The organism is Mycobacterium celatum, assembly GCF_002101595.1.
GTDB lineage: Bacteria > Actinomycetota > Actinomycetes > Mycobacteriales > Mycobacteriaceae > Mycobacterium > Mycobacterium celatum.
In genome coordinates this window covers 15,911-29,342 of sequence record NZ_LQOM01000012.1, presented here as the reverse complement: position 1 = coordinate 29,342, position 13,432 = coordinate 15,911, and the positions used below count along the sequence as shown (strand labels likewise).

Genomic DNA, 13,432 nt, shown 5'->3' with positions numbered 1-13,432 from the left:
GCGCGGCGGGTCGCCACGCAAACTCGTGGCGATCGCGAGCGCGGCGAAGCCGGGCGCGGCGGGTCGCCACGCAAACTATTGCACCAGCCTGGCACGACGACCGATCGGGACACGCAGGACGACATCGGTGCCGCCGTCGGCGGCGTCGTGCATCCGCAGCGACCCGTCGAGTTCCGCGGATACCAGTGTCCGCACAATCTGCAGGCCCAGCCGATCGGACTGCTCGACGCTGAACCCGTCGGGCAGTCCGCGGCCGTTGTCGTGGACAACCACGTCGAGCCAGCGGGCCGAGCGCTCGGCGCGGATGGTGACCGCTCCTTGCGCGGCCTCCGGCTCGAAGGCGTGCTCGATGGCGTTCTGCACCAGCTCGGTGATCACCATGATCAGCGCCGTTGCGCGATCGGAGTCCAGGACGCCCAGCATGCCCACCCGGTTGATCCGGATCGGCGTGTCGACGGTCGCCACGTCGTTCATGATCGGCAGGATCCGGTCGATCACCTCGTCGAGGTTGACCTCCTCGTCGACCGACATCGACAGCGCGTCGTGCACCAACGCGATCGACGACACCCGTCGCACCGACTCGATCAGCGCTTCCCGACCTTCGGGGTTGGTCGTGCGGCGGGCCTGCAAGCGCAGCAGCGCCGCCACGGTCTGCAAGTTGTTTTTGACCCGATGGTGGATTTCGCGGATGGTGGCGTCCTTGGACATCAGCGCACGATCGCGGCGCTTGACCTCGGTGACGTCGCGCACCAGCACCGCAGCGCCGGCCGCAGCGCCGTGTACCACCAACGGCAGCGTGCGCAGCAGTACCGCCGCGCCGCCGGCGTCGACCTCCATCCGCATGCTCGCCCCACCCGCGAGCGAGTCCTGCACGTGGTCGGCCAGTTCCTGCGCCTCGAACGGGTCGGAGATCAGCGGCCGGGTGACCTCAATCAGGTTGTGACCCTCCAATTCCGAGGTCAACCCCATCCGGTGATAGGCCGACAGCGCGTTCGGGCTGGCGTAGGAGACCACACCGTTGACGTCCAAGCGGATGAACCCGTCGCCTGCGCGCGGGCTGGAGCGTGACATCGCCACGTCACCGACGTTGGGGAAGGTGCCTTCGGAGAGCATGTGGACCAGGTCCGCGGCACAGTCTCGGTAGGCCGTCTCCAACGGGCTGATTTGGCGGTCGGGCGCCACCGCGGTCTGATGGCTCAGCACCGCGACCACCCGCTCGCCGTAGCGGACCGGGACCGCTTCGACGTTGAGTCCGGTCTGCAGGCGCGAATCGTCTTGCACCGCAACGTTTCCGCGTTGGATCTTGCCGGATTCGAATGCCGCGACCACCAGCGGCACCTTCTCGGGGGGAAAGACGGTGCCGACGGCGTCGCGCAGCAGGACCGTCGGCGCGGTATTGGGCCGGCATTGCGCGACGCACACCAGCGCACCGTCGTCGCGGCGCACCCACATCAGGTAATCGGCGAAGGACAGGTCGGCCAGCAGCTGCCACTCCCCGACGACGGCATGCAGGTGGTCGACGGCATTACCCGGAAGAACTGTGTGTTCGGCGAGCAGGTCACCGAGAGTCGACATGTCTTACTCCCGGCTTCGACGGAGCCCTAGCTGATGACGGCGATGAGGTCGCCGGCCTGGATGACATCTCCCACCGATACGCTGACTTTGCTGACTGTGCCTGCGACTTCGGCCAGGACCGGAATCTCCATCTTCATCGACTCCAGCAACACCACGGTGTCGCCCTCGCTGACCTGGTCGCCCTCGTTGACCACGACTTCGAGCACGCTGGCCACGATCTCAGCGCGGACGTCCTCGGCCATCATCACCCCGTTCGTCACCCAGCCGGTCGCATTTCTGTCGCCTTATCGAACCACAACGGGCTGACGGCGGTGCGCCGAGAGTGGCCCCACCGCGAAGACCATCCGGATAAGCAAATCCCAAGATTCGTAAGCAAATCCATAGAGTCCGATCTGTGATCGTGTCGTGTTCGTCCTGTGACTATTGAATACCAGTGTTGCCTGAGTGACTTGAGTGTCTGAAGCGCTTTGGGTGCCTCAGTTGAGTGGAGGAGTAATTCTGTTGTCCGCGAACGTGTTTGCAATTCCGACGTCTTACGACCCACTGGTTCGAGCGGCTGCCGGCGCGGGACTCGCGCTGGCGGCATTTGCCGCGATCGGCTGCGGCAGCGGGGTTGCGGGGGCCACTCCCCAGCAACCTGTGCTCGTCGACGACCCGGTGCCCGCGCCCGCCCCTGCCGTTTCCGGCAACGGGGTGAACATCGCCAACGCGATCTTCGGTGAGCTGGGGAACCTGCTGAATGCCGTGCTGCCGGGTAGCGGTTCGCTGTTCATGCCCGCGACCTCTGACCCGAGCCTGCTCTCGCCGGCAGGGACGCTCCCGAGCACCCTGCCGCCGGGGACGACGGCTCCCGGCACTCTCGGCACGATGCCCCCCGGCACTCTCGGCACCCTTCCGCCGGGAGCGGCCGCTCCCGGCACCGCCTTGCCGGGCCAGACCCCGGCCTTGCCGGCGTATCCCGGTACCGTCATGCCCGGCCAGACCCCGGCGTTGCCGACAACCCCTGGCGCTCTCACGCCGGGCCAGGCCCCGACCTTGCCGACCTCTCCGGGCATCCCGGCGCCAGCGGCGACCAGCCCGACGATCCCGGCTCAGAACGTCCCGGTGGTGTAGCCCGGTCACCCGGCAACAGCGGCCGCATGAAAGACTGACCTGCCGGTAAAGGTGCAAGGAGGATCAGTCATGGCCAAGCGTGGCCGGAAGAAGCGCGACCGCAAGCACAGCAAGGCCAACCACGGGAAGCGGCCCAACTCCTAACGCTGCCGGCTCCGGATGATCGTGGTGCGACTGATCTCGAGCCGCAGCCGCTCGCGAAGGCCCTCCGGAGCCTTCTCGCCCCGGCATTTCATGGCGATCAGCGCCTTGATGCGCTCCTCGAGCCCGTAGTGCCGCAGGCATCCGGGGCATTCCTCGAGGTGCTGACGCAGTTTCTGTCGAGTCTCGGGAGTGCACTCTCCGTCGAGCAGCGTCCATACCTCGGCGAGCACTTGCGCGCAGTCGACGTCCGAGCTGGTGGCGCCGGAGTCGCAGGAGAAGTCGCTCACGACGACACCTCCTCCGGTGCCTGGTCACCGCGCAGGAAGCCCCGCTCCTTGGCGACGTCGGCCAACAAACCGCGCAGCTGGCGTCTGCCGCGGTGCAACCGCGACATCACTGTCCCGATTGGCGTGTCCATGATCTCGGCGATCTCCTTGTACGGGAAACCTTCGACGTCTGCGTAGTACACCGCCATTCGAAAATCCTCGGGCAAGGCCTGCAGTGCTTCTTTGATCTCGGTGTCCGGCAGCGACTCCAGCGCCTCGACCTCGGCGGAGCGCAAGCCCGTTGAGGAATGCTCAGCGGTGGCGGCCAGCTGCCAATCGGTGATCTCGTCGGTCGGATACTGGGCAGGCTGGCGCTGCTTTTTGCGGTAGTTGTTGATGTAGGTGTTGGTCAGAATGCGGTACAGCCACGCCTTGAGATTGGTGCCCGGCGTGAACGAGCGAAAGCCGGCGTAGGCCTTGACCATGGTTTCCTGGAGCAGGTCTTCGGCGTCGGCGGGATTGCGCGTCATGCGCAGCGCGCCACCGTAGAGCTGGTCCAGCAGAGGAATCGCGTCGCGTTCGAAGCGCGCCGTGAGCTGCTCGTCCGTTTCCTCCATCGGATCGGGTGCGGGCGCCTCTGGCCCTGTCGCGGCATCGCTGTCGGCCATCTTGGTTAACACAGTCCCTTCTGTCGGGGCATCACCGGACAGCCCGGGCACCAACACCGGACCCTCCAGCAGGCACATCGCCGTTGACACCAGACTCCCCTTCTGCCCAATCTAGAGGCTGCGACCGACAAGTGTCTTTTGGGTTTCTCCCGCAGAACCGCATCTGTCAACAGCATCGACCATCTCGCTATTTCCGGAGGCCGTTTAGCCGACCGCACTCCGGGGCCGGCGCGTCCAGCGCTAATGTGACGGCCATGTCTTTGAACGGCAAGACCATGTTCATTTCCGGTGCCAGCCGCGGAATCGGTCTGGCGATCGCCAAGCGGGCCGCGCGCGACGGCGCCAACGTCGCGCTGATCGCCAAGACCGCCGAGCCGCACCCCAAGCTGCCCGGAACGGTCTACACCGCGGCCAAGGAGCTCGAGGAGGCCGGCGGGCAGGCGCTGCCGATCGTCGGGGACGTCCGCGACGGCGACTCGGTCGAGGCGGCGGTCGCAAAGACCGTCGAGCAGTTCGGCGGCATCGACATCTGCGTGAACAACGCGTCGGCGATCAACCTGGGCTCCATCACCGAGGTGCCGCTGAAGCGGTTCGACCTGATGAACGGCATCCAGGTGCGCGGCACCTATGCGGTGTCGGCGGCCTGCATTCCGCACATGAAGGGCCGGGAGAACCCGCACATACTGACGCTGTCGCCACCGGTCCTGCTCGAACCGAAATGGCTCAAGCCCACGGCCTACATGATGGCCAAATTCGGAATGACGTTGTGCGCGTTGGGAATGGCGCAGGAATTGCGCGACGACCGGATCGCGTCCAACACGCTGTGGCCACGCACACTTGTCGCGACCGCCGCGGTGCAGAACCTGCTGGGCGGCGAGGAGGCGATGGCGCGGGCGCGCAAACCCGAGGTGTACGCCGACGCGGCGTACGTGATCCTCAACAAACCCGCCACCGAATACACCGGTAACTCGGTGCTGTGCGAGGACGTGTTGGTGGAGTCGGGCGTCACCGACCTGTCGGTGTACGACTGCACGCCGGGCGGCGAGCTCGGGGTCGACCTGTGGGTGGAGTCTCCCAACCCGCCGGGGTATGTCCAGCGCTAAAGCGACGCCGGCGCTGGCCGCGCTGTCCGCTGCCGGCGTGTCGCACGAGGTGGTCAAGTTCGGCCACGATCCGCAGGAACGTTCGTTCGGCGACGAGGCCGTCAGCGCGCTGACCGGGGCGGGCGACATTGCGGCCGAACAGATTTACAAGACGCTGGTGATCGCCGGGCCCGACGGGTTGGCGGTTGCGATACTGCCGGCGCTGGCGAGGTTGTCGCTGAAGGCGGCCGCTGCGGCACTAGGTCTTTCGCGCGCGACGATGGCCGACCGGGCCAGCGCGGAACGGGCTACGGGATATGTGGCGGGCGCAGTGTCGCCGTTCGGCCAACGCCGGGCGCTACCCACCGTCGTCGATGCCGACGCGCTGGGCTGGGAAAGGGTGTTTTGCAGCGCGGGCCGGCGCGGCTGGGACGTCGCAGTCGCGCCGGACGACCTGATCCGGCTCACCGGCGCGGTGACCGCAGCCATTCAAGCCTGATCCGAAACGACAAGCCGATACCCGAGGTCGATGTCCGCTTTGTCCAGCAGGTCGGCGTGGCGCTGTACCCACTCGCCGCTGGCCAGATCCGCGCGCAGCCGTGACAAGCCCTGCTGCAGTTGCGGTTTGGCCGTCAGCGCGAGCATCGACATCCCGGCTCTAACCGTCGGATCGAGGTATGCGTGCGGGCGGCGCCAGTAGGCTCCGCCGAATCCGTCGATGCAGTCGTGCGGGATGGCCACCGTCTGGATCGACGCATTGCCCAGCAGCGACACGAGTTTGGCGATGGGCACTGCCAGCCGGGTGTCGGTGTCGGCGGCGGCAGGAAGGTATTCGCGCAACAGCCAGAATTCGCGAAAGACGGTGTCGTCCCAGGTGAAAACCACGACGCGACGGCGGGCGACGCGGATCATCTCGGCGACGCCCGCCGCGACGTCGGACCAGTGGTGAATGGTCAGGATCGCCAGTGCGGCGTCGACGGCATCAGAGCGGATCGGCAGATGTTCGGCCATAGCACGAACTACCGGGGCGGCGCCGACGCTGCGTTGGGTGATCATGACCCGGCTCGGTTCGATCGCGACGACGGTGTTCGCCGGTTCGTAAGAACCGGTCCCGGCGCCGATGTTCGCGACGGTCGCCATACCGTCCAGCGCCCGGTTGATGGCCTTAGCGATGCGTGGATCGGGTTGGCGGGTAGCCGAATACGTGCGCCCGGCCCCGGTCGTATCGAATCAACGACTGGCCAGCATGGCATGCACGCTGTCCGCGAATGCCTTGGTGGTGAAACAGGCCGGCTCGGCGAACTCCTCCATCGTGAGCGCGTCGTGCCAGCCGGCGTCGGCGGCGGCGCGCAGCAGCGGCTTGGTCATCGCCACCGCATGCGGGGGCATCGCGGCCACTCGCGAGCACCATTCGTCGGCCGCCGCGAGAAGCTGGTCGTGCGCGACGACCTGCTGCACCAGCCCGAGCCGTTGCGCGGTGTGGGCGTCGATGTGCTCGCCGCGCAGGTAATAGGCCAGCGCACCCTGGTAGCCCAAACTGCGCGTCAGCGCCCAGCTGGTGCCGACCTCCGGGATCAGGCCGAGCCGGCCGAACGCGGGCACGATGACCGCGCGCTCGCTGGCGATGGTGATGTCACAGGTCAACGCCCAAGCCAAGCCGACGCCGGCGGCGGCGCCGTTGAGGGCGGCCACAAAGATGGTGTCCGATCCGGCGATAAGCCTTGCGATACCTCCGAATTCACGGCGAATCCAGCGCCAGACGTCCGCGACGCCCTCCGGTTGGGTCAACTGCTCGGTCGCCGTGCGCATCATCTTCAGGTCGCCGCCGGCGGAAAAGCCCGGGTCGGCGCCGGTCAGCACCACGGCGCGAATACTCGAGTCCGCGGTGAGCTCCTCGAGCGCACGCCGCAGTTGCCGAACCAGCGGCGCGGAAAGCACATTGAGCCGGTCGGGTTCGTCGAGGGTCACCACCGCGCGGTCACCGCGGCGGTCAACTCGGATCCGCTGTGGTGCTTGCGGATCGTCGCCGTCGGCAACCATGCTGTTGTAGAGCGATTCCGTCACGTGCCGTCCTCCTTTGTGCTCAACGCCATCCATGCGGCGTCGGCGAATTCTTTGATGACCGCATTGGGCATTTCCGGCTCGTGGCCGGCGATCCAATGCCGGCTGAACTCTTGCGCGGGACCGAACCATAACGCCGCGGTGACGCCGGGTTGTATCGGCCGCAGCACGCCGTAGGCATGATGCGGTCGCCACCAGTCGTAGATGGCGGTGAAGAAGAGGCGATTGGAGTCGCGCAGGGCGGGGCTGTCGAGGCGGTCGCCGAGCAGCAACGCCGCCTCGGTCCGGTTGGCCGCCACCCAGCGCAGGTGATGTTCGACGCCGCCTCGGATTCCGCCCTCGGCGGTGGCGTGTGCGCGCAGCATGGCGATGAAGCCCGCCTGGTATTCGCCCATCACCTGGGCATAGACCGCCGCGGCCAGCGCCGCCTTGTCCGGGAAATGGTGATACAGCGCCCCCACGCTCACGTTCGCCTCGCGCCGAACCTCGTCCAGCGTCGCGGCCAGTGCGCCGTCGGCGGCGAACCGGCGCCGCGCCACTTCGAGCAGCTTGCCTCGCGCATCCGTCCTAGGCACGAGAAATAATCTAACAGAACAGAGTAATCCTCGGTAAGATTTTGGCCTCCGAGGACAAGGGCCCGCCGGAAGTTGGGCGGTTGAGGACGTCGTCGCGCCGCGGTGCCGCTGCCAAAGTGAACCGCACGTCCCTTGCAGAGAGGTAAATCTACATGACAACGCAAATCCACCCCGACGGCGACGTCGCCGTGTGGCGCGACAAGAAGCGCTACCTGTGGCTGCTGGGCCTGGTCGTGCCCACCATGCTGTTCCTGATCCTGCCCATCGTGTGGGGTCTCAACAGGCTCGGCTGGCACACCGGATCGCAGCTGCCGTTCTGGATCGGGCCGATCCTGCTGTACGTGCTGCTACCGACTCTTGACTTGTGGGTCGGCTCGGATGGCCAAAACCCGCCGGACGAGGTGATGCAGGAGTTGGAGAATGACAGGTTCTACCGCTATTCGGTCTACGCCTATATTCCGTTCCAATACGCCAGCACCATCCTGGGCGCCTATTTGTTCACCGCCTCGGATCTGAGCTGGCTCGGATTCGACGGGTCGCTGGGCTGGCTGGGCAAGATCGGTGTGGCGATGACAGTTGGTGTTGTGGGCGGTGTCGGCATCAACACCGCGCACGAACTCGGCCACAAGCGAGATGAGTTGGAGCGCTGGCTGTCCAAGATCACCCTGGCCCCGGTGTGCTACGGGCACTTCTACATCGAGCACAACCGCGGGCATCACGTGCGGGTGGCCACCCCTGAGGACCCGGCGTCGTCCCGCTTCGGTGAGACGTTCTGGGAGTTCTTGCCGCGCACCGTGTTTGGTAGCCTGCGTTCGGCGTGGAGCCTGGAGGCGCAGCGGTTGCGCCGGCTGAACAAGAGCCCGTGGCATCTGTCCAACGACGTGCTCAACGCCTGGCTGATGTCGGTGGTGTTCTGGGCGGTGCTGCTCGCGGTGTTCGGCCCGGCGCTGATCCCGCTGCTCATCATCCAGGCGATCTACGGCGCGTCGCTGTTGGAGTCGGTGAACTACCTCGAGCACTACGGCCTGGTGCGCCAGAAGCTGGACAACGGGCGCTACGAGCGCTGCACGCCGCAGCACAGCTGGAACTCCGACCACATGGTCACCAATTTGTTCCTGTATCACCTGCAGCGCCACAGCGATCACCACGCCAACCCGACGCGCCGCTACCAGACGCTGCGCAGCATGGAGGGCTCGCCGAATCTGCCGGCCGGTTACGGCTCGCTGATCGCGGTGACGTACTTCCCGCCGGTCTGGCGGCGGCTGATGGACCACCGGGTGCTCGAGCACTACGACGGCGACATCACCCGGGCCAACATCCACCCGCGTGTGCGTGGCAAGGTGCTGGCCCGCTACGGGGCGGTGGCGGCCTGATGGCCGCCTACCGCTGCCCGGGCTGCGGCTACGTCTACGAGGAAGCCAACGGCGCTGCCCGCGAAGGCTTTCCGGCCGGCACACGCTGGGACCACATTCCTGACGACTGGTGCTGCCCTGATTGTGCAGTCCGCGAGAAGGTCGACTTCGAACCGATAGGAGTGACTCAATGACCGACTACAAGCTGTTCATGTGTGTGCAGTGCGGCTTCGAGTACGACGAGGCCAAGGGCTGGCCGGAAGACGGTATCGCGCCCGGCACTCGCTGGGACGACATCCCCGATGACTGGAGCTGCCCGGACTGCGGAGCGGCCAAGTCCGACTTCGAGATGGTAGAAGTCGCACGGGCATGACACGCAGGCAGAGCAAAGGCCCCAAAACCACTGGGTTTTGGGGCCTTTGCGTTTCCCCCCATTGGATGGCCGCCCGGTGGGGCTACCGGGCGGCACCCCTCGGCGCGATGCCCTACCGGCGCACCCCTCGAGCGGCGGATGCGCGCAACAGGCCCAGGCGCAGCTCACGGGCTTTCGCGGCAACGGCCTCGGACGTCTCGATCGGTACGGCACCCACCACGCGCCCGTCGGCGGGGTTGCGTACGACGATGGTCGACGCGTCGGTCTTGTGCTCGGTCGCGGTCACGGTGAGATCGTGCAGCCGCGCGGAGCGAGCCGCCTAGAGTAGCCGACTACCTAAGTTTGGCCGGCTTCTACAGCAGCGTCGCCTGTTCGGGCTGTGGCTCGGCCGGCTCGATCAGCTCGGGCCCGTTGTTGCGCACGTTGTTGACCAGAGTTGAGATCTCGCGCATCCGGATGCCGCGCACGTCGGGCGGGCCGGCCAGCAGTTCGTCGTCGGGCGGGGCATCGGGATCCAGCCAACGGTCCCAATCCTTTTCGGCCACCACCAGCGGCATCCGGTCGTGGATCTCGGCAAGCTCGCCGACCGCGTCGGTGGTGATGATCGTGCAACTCAGCAACGGCGAAGCATCCTTGTCGGGCTTCCACACCTCCCACAGTCCCGCCATGAACAGCGGCTCCCCGTCCTCGCGGTACATGTAGAACGGCGTCTTGCGGGTCTTCTTGCCCTCGGGGTTCGCCCGCCACTCGTAGTAGCCGTCCATCGGAACCAGGCACCGCTTGGATTTGGCGCTGGCACGGAACGCCGGCGACGCGGTGACCTTGTCGGCGCGGGCATTGATCAGCTGTGGGCCCTTGGACTCCGGAGCGCCGTCGGGTCCCGCTTTGGCCCACGGCGGCACCAGCCCCCAGCGCATCAGCCGCACCCGCCGGGTCGGCTCGTCGTCGGGTTCGTCGTGGCGGCGCACCACGGTGGTGACGGTCGTGGTGGGTGCGACGTTGTAGTTGGGCGCGGCGCTCTCCGACGCGCGCGCCTCGTTGATCGCCTGGATCTTCTCGGCCAGGGCAGCGGGGTCGGTGGTGACCGCGAATCGTCCGCACATACCTCCCATCGTGCCTGAGGGACTGGGCGGCGACCCGTCGCGCCCGGCTTCGCCGCGCTTGCGATCGCCGCGTACGCGATGATGGATGCATGAGCACCTGGCCGGCCCCGACAATGCCGTCGCCCGTCAAGGCGACGGTGACTGTGCCGGGCTCGAAATCCCAGACCAACCGGGCGTTGGTGCTCTCGGCGCTGGCCAGCGGCGCGTCGACGATCAGCGGCGCACTGCGCAGCCGCGATACCGACCTGATGATCGGCGCCCTGCAGACATTGGGGCTGCGGGTCGACGGGGCGGAGTCCGAACTGACGGTCAGCGGGCGCATCGCCCCCGCCCCGGATGCCCGGATCGATTGCGGGCTGGCCGGCACCGTACTGCGGTTCGTGCCGCCGCTGGCCGCGCTGGGCGCCGCGACGGTCATTTTCGACGGCGACGAGCAGGCCCGGATCCGGCCGATCGCCCCGTTGCTGGACGCGCTGCACGGCCTGGGTGTCGACGTCGACGGCGACCGGATGCCGTTCCGGGTGCGCGGCGCCGGATCGGTCCGCGGCGGCACCGTGGCGATCGACGCGTCGGCGTCGTCGCAGTTCGTCTCCGGGCTGCTGTTGTCCGGCGCGTCGTTCACCGAGGGATTGACCGTCCAGCACAACGGTGCGGCGCTGCCGTCGGCGCCGCACATCGCGATGACGGTGGCGATGCTGCGTCAGGCCGGCGTCGACGTCGACGACTCCACGCCCAACCGCTGGCGGGTGCGTCCGGGCCCGGTCGCGGCGCGACACTGGGACATCGAACCGGACCTGTCCAACGCCGTCCCGTTCCTGGCGGCGGCGGTGGTCAGCGGCGGCACGGTGCGCATCACCGGCTGGCCGGCCGCGGCCATCCAACCCGCCGACGCCATCCTCGCCATCCTGCGACAACTGGATTCGGTTGTGATGCAATCCGATTCGTATCTCGAGGCGCAGGGCCCAACGTCATACGGTGGGTTCGACGTCGACCTGCGCGATGTCGGTGAACTCACCCCGGCGGTCGCGGCGCTGGCGGCGCTGGCCGCCCCGGGCTCGGTGTCACGACTGAGCGGCATCGCACATCTGCGCGGCCACGAAACCGACCGGCTCGCTGCGTTGAGCGCCGAGATCAACCGGCTGGGCGGCAACTGCCAGGAGACTCCGGACGGTCTGGAAATCACCTCTACGCCACTGCATTCCGGCATCTGGCATTCCTATGCCGATCACCGGATGGCGACGGCCGGCGCCATCGTCGGCCTGCGCGTACCCGGTGTCGAGGTGGACGACATCGCCACCACCGCCAAGACGCTGCCGCAGTTTCCGCGGCTGTGGGCCGACATGGTCCGGGAGTCTCGCGGTTGAGGCCGGGCGACTACGACGAATCCGACGTCAAGATCCGGTCCGGGCGCGGCTCGCGCCCGCGGACCAAGACCCGCCCCCGCCACGCCGACGCCAAGCCCGCCATGGTGGTCAGCGTCGACCGCGGCCGCTGGGGTTGTGTGCTGGGCGGCGACCCCGACCGTCGGGTCACCGCGATGCGGGCACGCGAACTGGGCCGCACACCGATCGTCGTCGGCGACGACGTCGATCTGGTCGGCGACCTGTCCGGCCGACCCGATACCCTGGCGCGCATCGTCCGGCGCGGGCCACGCCGAACGGTGTTGCGCCGCACCGCCGATGACACCGACCCGACCGAACGGGTGGTCGTTGCCAACGCCGATCAGCTGCTGATCGTGGTCGCGCTGGCTGATCCGCCGCCGCGCACCGGCCTGGTCGACCGGGCGCTGATTGCCGCCTACGCCGGCGGGCTCACGCCGATCCTGTGCCTGACCAAGACCGATCTGGCGCCCGCCGAGCCGTTCGCCGCCCAGTTCGCCGACCTGGATCTCACCGTGGTCACCGCGGGCCGCGACGACCCGCTGGACGCCGTCGCTCCCCTGCTGTCCGGGAAAGTGACCGTGCTGCTTGGCCACTCCGGGGTAGGCAAGTCGACGTTGGTGAATCGACTTGTGCCGCAAGCAGATCGGGCGGTCGGCGAAGTCACCGAGATCGGCAGGGGCCGGCACACGTCGACGCAGTCGGTGGCGCTGCCGTTCGGCAGCTCGGGCTGGGTGATCGACACCCCGGGAATCCGCTCGTTCGGGCTGGCACACATCGAACCCGACGACGTGATGTTGGCGTTTTCCGACCTGGCCGAGGCTGTTTCGGATTGTCCGCGCGGCTGCGGGCATATGGGCCCACCCTCCGACCCGGAGTGCGCATTGGACACGTTGGCTGGATCCGCCGCCCGCCGTGTCGCCGCCGCCCGGCGCCTGCTGGCAGTGCTGCGCGAAACCTGATGGCCCCTAACGGCGCGAGCGTGCGTGTCCCCGGTCGACACGCCGCCTAAAAAGCCGGGTTTACGCACGCTCGCGGAGTAGGGCCAGCCACATGGGCTGGCTTGACTGTGTTGCAATCATCGTCATGACGCCGCAACAGCCTTTGACGATGCCGCTCGAAGATACGATGCGCACCCAACGCTCGATCCGTCGGCTCAAGAGTGACCCCGTTGACGACTCACTCGTGCTCCAACTTCTGGAGCTGGCCACGAGGGCACCGACCGGTTCGAACGCGCAGAATTGGGAGTTCATCGTCGTCAAGGACCGCGAAGTGTTAGCGAAATTGGGCCGGTTGAATCGCAGAGCGATCAAACTGGTTGGCCGGGTCTACCAACGTTCCTCTGAACGCAGGGGTGATGAAAAGATGCTCCGGCTCTTCAAAGCAGTGCAATGGTAGGCGGATCACTTCGACGAGATCCCTGTCGTGATTGTGGCGTGCCTCAAGGGCGTCATCCCACCCTGGCCGACGGTGGCAACGAGCAGTGCCTACGGTTCCATTTACCCTGCGGTGCAGAATCTCTTGCTGGCCGCGCGTGCGGCCGGCTTGGGTGCCGGGCTCATCACCGTGCCGCTGTGGAGCAAGCTGCTGGCGAGACGCGCCCTGGGCCTGCCGTGGAATGTCACGCCGTGCGCGGTAATACCGCTTGGCTGGCCGATCGGCAGATACGGCCCCACGACGCGTCGGCCGATCGGAGAAGTTGTCTCGCTCGACAGTTACGGCAATCGGGCGTTTCGATAGC

The 13,432-nt window shown here is 67.2% G+C and carries 18 protein-coding genes and 1 pseudogene; 10 read left to right on the top strand and 9 right to left on the bottom strand.

The genetic code is table 11. The annotated features are described in order from the left end of the window. Positions 1-75: 75 nt before the first annotated feature. Together AWB95_RS02240 and AWB95_RS02235 are read right to left on the bottom strand one after the other, a co-directional pair. The gene (locus AWB95_RS02240) at positions 76-1,575 is read right to left on the bottom strand and encodes a sensor histidine kinase (RefSeq protein WP_062541255.1); all 1,500 of its coding nucleotides are present in this window, start codon (positions 1,573-1,575) and stop codon (positions 76-78) included. Positions 1,576-1,601: 26 nt separating this feature from the next. Further along, entirely contained in the window at positions 1,602-1,817 is a 216-nt protein-coding gene (locus AWB95_RS02235) for a biotin/lipoyl-binding carrier protein (RefSeq protein WP_045383610.1), read from the bottom strand. A gap of 259 nt (positions 1,818-2,076) precedes the next feature. On the opposite strand from AWB95_RS02235, the gene AWB95_RS22865 reads away from it, so the two are divergent. Together AWB95_RS22865 and AWB95_RS24055 are read left to right on the top strand one after the other, a co-directional pair. Then, positions 2,077-2,688: a hypothetical protein gene (locus tag AWB95_RS22865; RefSeq protein WP_139818445.1), complete on the top strand. Its 612-nt coding sequence runs from the start codon at positions 2,077-2,079 to the stop codon at positions 2,686-2,688. 69 nt (positions 2,689-2,757) lie between these two features. Continuing rightward, a complete protein-coding gene (locus tag AWB95_RS24055; RefSeq protein WP_085976515.1) occupies positions 2,758-2,832 on the top strand; it encodes a 50S ribosomal protein bL37 in 75 nt (24 codons plus the stop codon). Here the strand turns inward: AWB95_RS24055 and rsrA are convergent. Beyond that, entirely contained in the window at positions 2,829-3,119 is a 291-nt protein-coding gene (gene rsrA / locus AWB95_RS02225) for a mycothiol system anti-sigma-R factor (protein WP_062541253.1), read from the bottom strand. The two genes, AWB95_RS24055 and rsrA, sit on opposite strands and share 4 nt — an antisense overlap. Further along, on the bottom strand, positions 3,116-3,766 hold the full coding sequence (locus tag AWB95_RS02220; protein ID WP_169714627.1) for a sigma-70 family RNA polymerase sigma factor: 651 nt from the start codon (positions 3,764-3,766) through the stop codon (positions 3,116-3,118). The genes rsrA and AWB95_RS02220 overlap by 4 nt, the downstream gene beginning before the upstream one ends. A 254-nt stretch (positions 3,767-4,020) precedes the next feature. Here AWB95_RS02220 and AWB95_RS02215 point away from each other — a divergent pair, with 254 nt between their 5' ends. Continuing rightward, a complete protein-coding gene (locus AWB95_RS02215) occupies positions 4,021-4,869 on the top strand; it encodes an SDR family oxidoreductase (protein ID WP_085167562.1) in 849 nt (282 codons plus the stop codon). Then, positions 4,856-5,347, top strand: a complete 492-nt coding sequence (locus AWB95_RS02210; RefSeq protein ID WP_085167560.1) for a YbaK/EbsC family protein — start codon at positions 4,856-4,858, stop codon at positions 5,345-5,347. Before AWB95_RS02215 ends, AWB95_RS02210 begins: the two co-directional genes overlap by 14 nt. Here AWB95_RS02210 and AWB95_RS02205 read toward each other — a convergent pair. The 3 genes from AWB95_RS02205 to AWB95_RS02195 form a co-directional block, all read right to left on the bottom strand. Continuing rightward, positions 5,338-5,988, bottom strand: a complete 651-nt coding sequence (locus tag AWB95_RS02205) for a class I SAM-dependent methyltransferase (protein ID WP_085167558.1) — start codon at positions 5,986-5,988, stop codon at positions 5,338-5,340. The genes AWB95_RS02210 and AWB95_RS02205 overlap by 10 nt on opposite strands. 90 nt (positions 5,989-6,078) lie before the next feature. Further along, complete coding sequence (locus AWB95_RS02200; protein ID WP_420799410.1) at positions 6,079-6,888, bottom strand: enoyl-CoA hydratase/isomerase family protein; 810 nt, start codon at positions 6,886-6,888, stop codon at positions 6,079-6,081. A gap of 20 nt (positions 6,889-6,908) precedes the next feature. Then, a complete protein-coding gene (locus AWB95_RS02195; protein WP_062541572.1) occupies positions 6,909-7,484 on the bottom strand; it encodes a TetR/AcrR family transcriptional regulator in 576 nt (191 codons plus the stop codon). A 152-nt stretch (positions 7,485-7,636) separates the two neighbouring features. Between AWB95_RS02195 and AWB95_RS02190 the strand changes: the two genes are divergently transcribed. From AWB95_RS02190 to AWB95_RS02180, 3 genes are read left to right on the top strand one after another with little or no spacing between them, the layout of a single operon-like run. Further along, entirely contained in the window at positions 7,637-8,857 is a 1,221-nt protein-coding gene (locus tag AWB95_RS02190) for an alkane 1-monooxygenase (RefSeq protein ID WP_062541573.1), read from the top strand. Beyond that, positions 8,857-9,030 carry a rubredoxin gene (locus AWB95_RS02185; RefSeq protein WP_062541574.1) on the top strand — a complete coding sequence of 58 codons (174 nt, stop codon included), beginning with the start codon at positions 8,857-8,859 and terminating at the stop codon, positions 9,028-9,030. The genes AWB95_RS02190 and AWB95_RS02185 overlap by 1 nt, the downstream gene beginning before the upstream one ends. Continuing rightward, positions 9,027-9,209 carry a rubredoxin gene (locus tag AWB95_RS02180; RefSeq protein ID WP_062541575.1) on the top strand — a complete coding sequence of 61 codons (183 nt, stop codon included), beginning with the start codon at positions 9,027-9,029 and terminating at the stop codon, positions 9,207-9,209. Before AWB95_RS02185 ends, AWB95_RS02180 begins: the two co-directional genes overlap by 4 nt. A gap of 112 nt (positions 9,210-9,321) precedes the next feature. Here AWB95_RS02180 and AWB95_RS23200 read toward each other — a convergent pair whose 3' ends face one another. Beyond that, positions 9,322-9,495 (bottom strand): hypothetical protein, encoded by a 174-nt coding sequence (locus AWB95_RS23200; protein WP_157011732.1) that lies wholly within the window; start codon positions 9,493-9,495, stop codon positions 9,322-9,324. Between the two features lie 67 nt (positions 9,496-9,562). Beyond that, the gene (locus tag AWB95_RS02175) at positions 9,563-10,312 is read right to left on the bottom strand and encodes an SOS response-associated peptidase (protein ID WP_062541576.1); all 750 of its coding nucleotides are present in this window, start codon (positions 10,310-10,312) and stop codon (positions 9,563-9,565) included. An 89-nt stretch (positions 10,313-10,401) separates the two neighbouring features. On the opposite strand from AWB95_RS02175, the gene aroA reads away from it, so the two are divergent. The 3 genes and pseudogenes from aroA to AWB95_RS02160 all read left to right on the top strand — a co-directional run bounded on the left by aroA (position 10,402) and on the right by AWB95_RS02160 (position 13,431). Continuing rightward, positions 10,402-11,676: a 3-phosphoshikimate 1-carboxyvinyltransferase gene (gene aroA, locus AWB95_RS02170; RefSeq protein ID WP_062541577.1), complete on the top strand. Its 1,275-nt coding sequence runs from the start codon at positions 10,402-10,404 to the stop codon at positions 11,674-11,676. Then, positions 11,673-12,653, top strand: coding sequence for a ribosome small subunit-dependent GTPase A (gene rsgA, locus AWB95_RS02165; protein WP_085167556.1), 981 nt, complete (start codon positions 11,673-11,675; stop codon positions 12,651-12,653). Before aroA ends, rsgA begins: the two co-directional genes overlap by 4 nt. A 148-nt stretch (positions 12,654-12,801) precedes the next feature. Further along, positions 12,802-13,431: pseudogene (locus AWB95_RS02160) on the top strand (nitroreductase family protein). The last annotated feature ends 1 nt before the right edge of the window (position 13,432 follow it).

Bases quoted from the DNA above. Each gene is read 5' to 3' on its own strand.
- AWB95_RS02240 (WP_062541255.1), bottom strand. From the start codon at position 1,575: ATGTCGACTCTCGGTGACCTGCTCGCCGAACACACAGTTCTTCCGGGT.
- AWB95_RS02235 (WP_045383610.1), bottom strand. From the start codon at position 1,817: ATGGCCGAGGACGTCCGCGCTGAGATCGTGGCCAGCGTGCTCGAAGTC.
- AWB95_RS02220 (WP_169714627.1), bottom strand. From the start codon at position 3,766: ATGGCCGACAGCGATGCCGCGACAGGGCCAGAGGCGCCCGCACCCGAT.
- AWB95_RS02215 (WP_085167562.1), top strand. From the start codon at position 4,021: ATGTCTTTGAACGGCAAGACCATGTTCATTTCCGGTGCCAGCCGCGGA.
- AWB95_RS02210 (WP_085167560.1), top strand. From the start codon at position 4,856: ATGTCCAGCGCTAAAGCGACGCCGGCGCTGGCCGCGCTGTCCGCTGCC.
- AWB95_RS02205 (WP_085167558.1), bottom strand. From the start codon at position 5,988: ATGGCGACCGTCGCGAACATCGGCGCCGGGACCGGTTCTTACGAACCG.
- AWB95_RS02200 (WP_420799410.1), bottom strand. From the start codon at position 6,888: ATGGTTGCCGACGGCGACGATCCGCAAGCACCACAGCGGATCCGAGTT.
- AWB95_RS02190 (WP_062541573.1), top strand. From the start codon at position 7,637: ATGACAACGCAAATCCACCCCGACGGCGACGTCGCCGTGTGGCGCGAC.
- AWB95_RS02185 (WP_062541574.1), top strand. From the start codon at position 8,857: ATGGCCGCCTACCGCTGCCCGGGCTGCGGCTACGTCTACGAGGAAGCC.
- AWB95_RS02180 (WP_062541575.1), top strand. From the start codon at position 9,027: ATGACCGACTACAAGCTGTTCATGTGTGTGCAGTGCGGCTTCGAGTAC.
- AWB95_RS02175 (WP_062541576.1), bottom strand. From the start codon at position 10,312: ATGTGCGGACGATTCGCGGTCACCACCGACCCCGCTGCCCTGGCCGAG.
- aroA (WP_062541577.1), top strand. From the start codon at position 10,402: ATGAGCACCTGGCCGGCCCCGACAATGCCGTCGCCCGTCAAGGCGACG.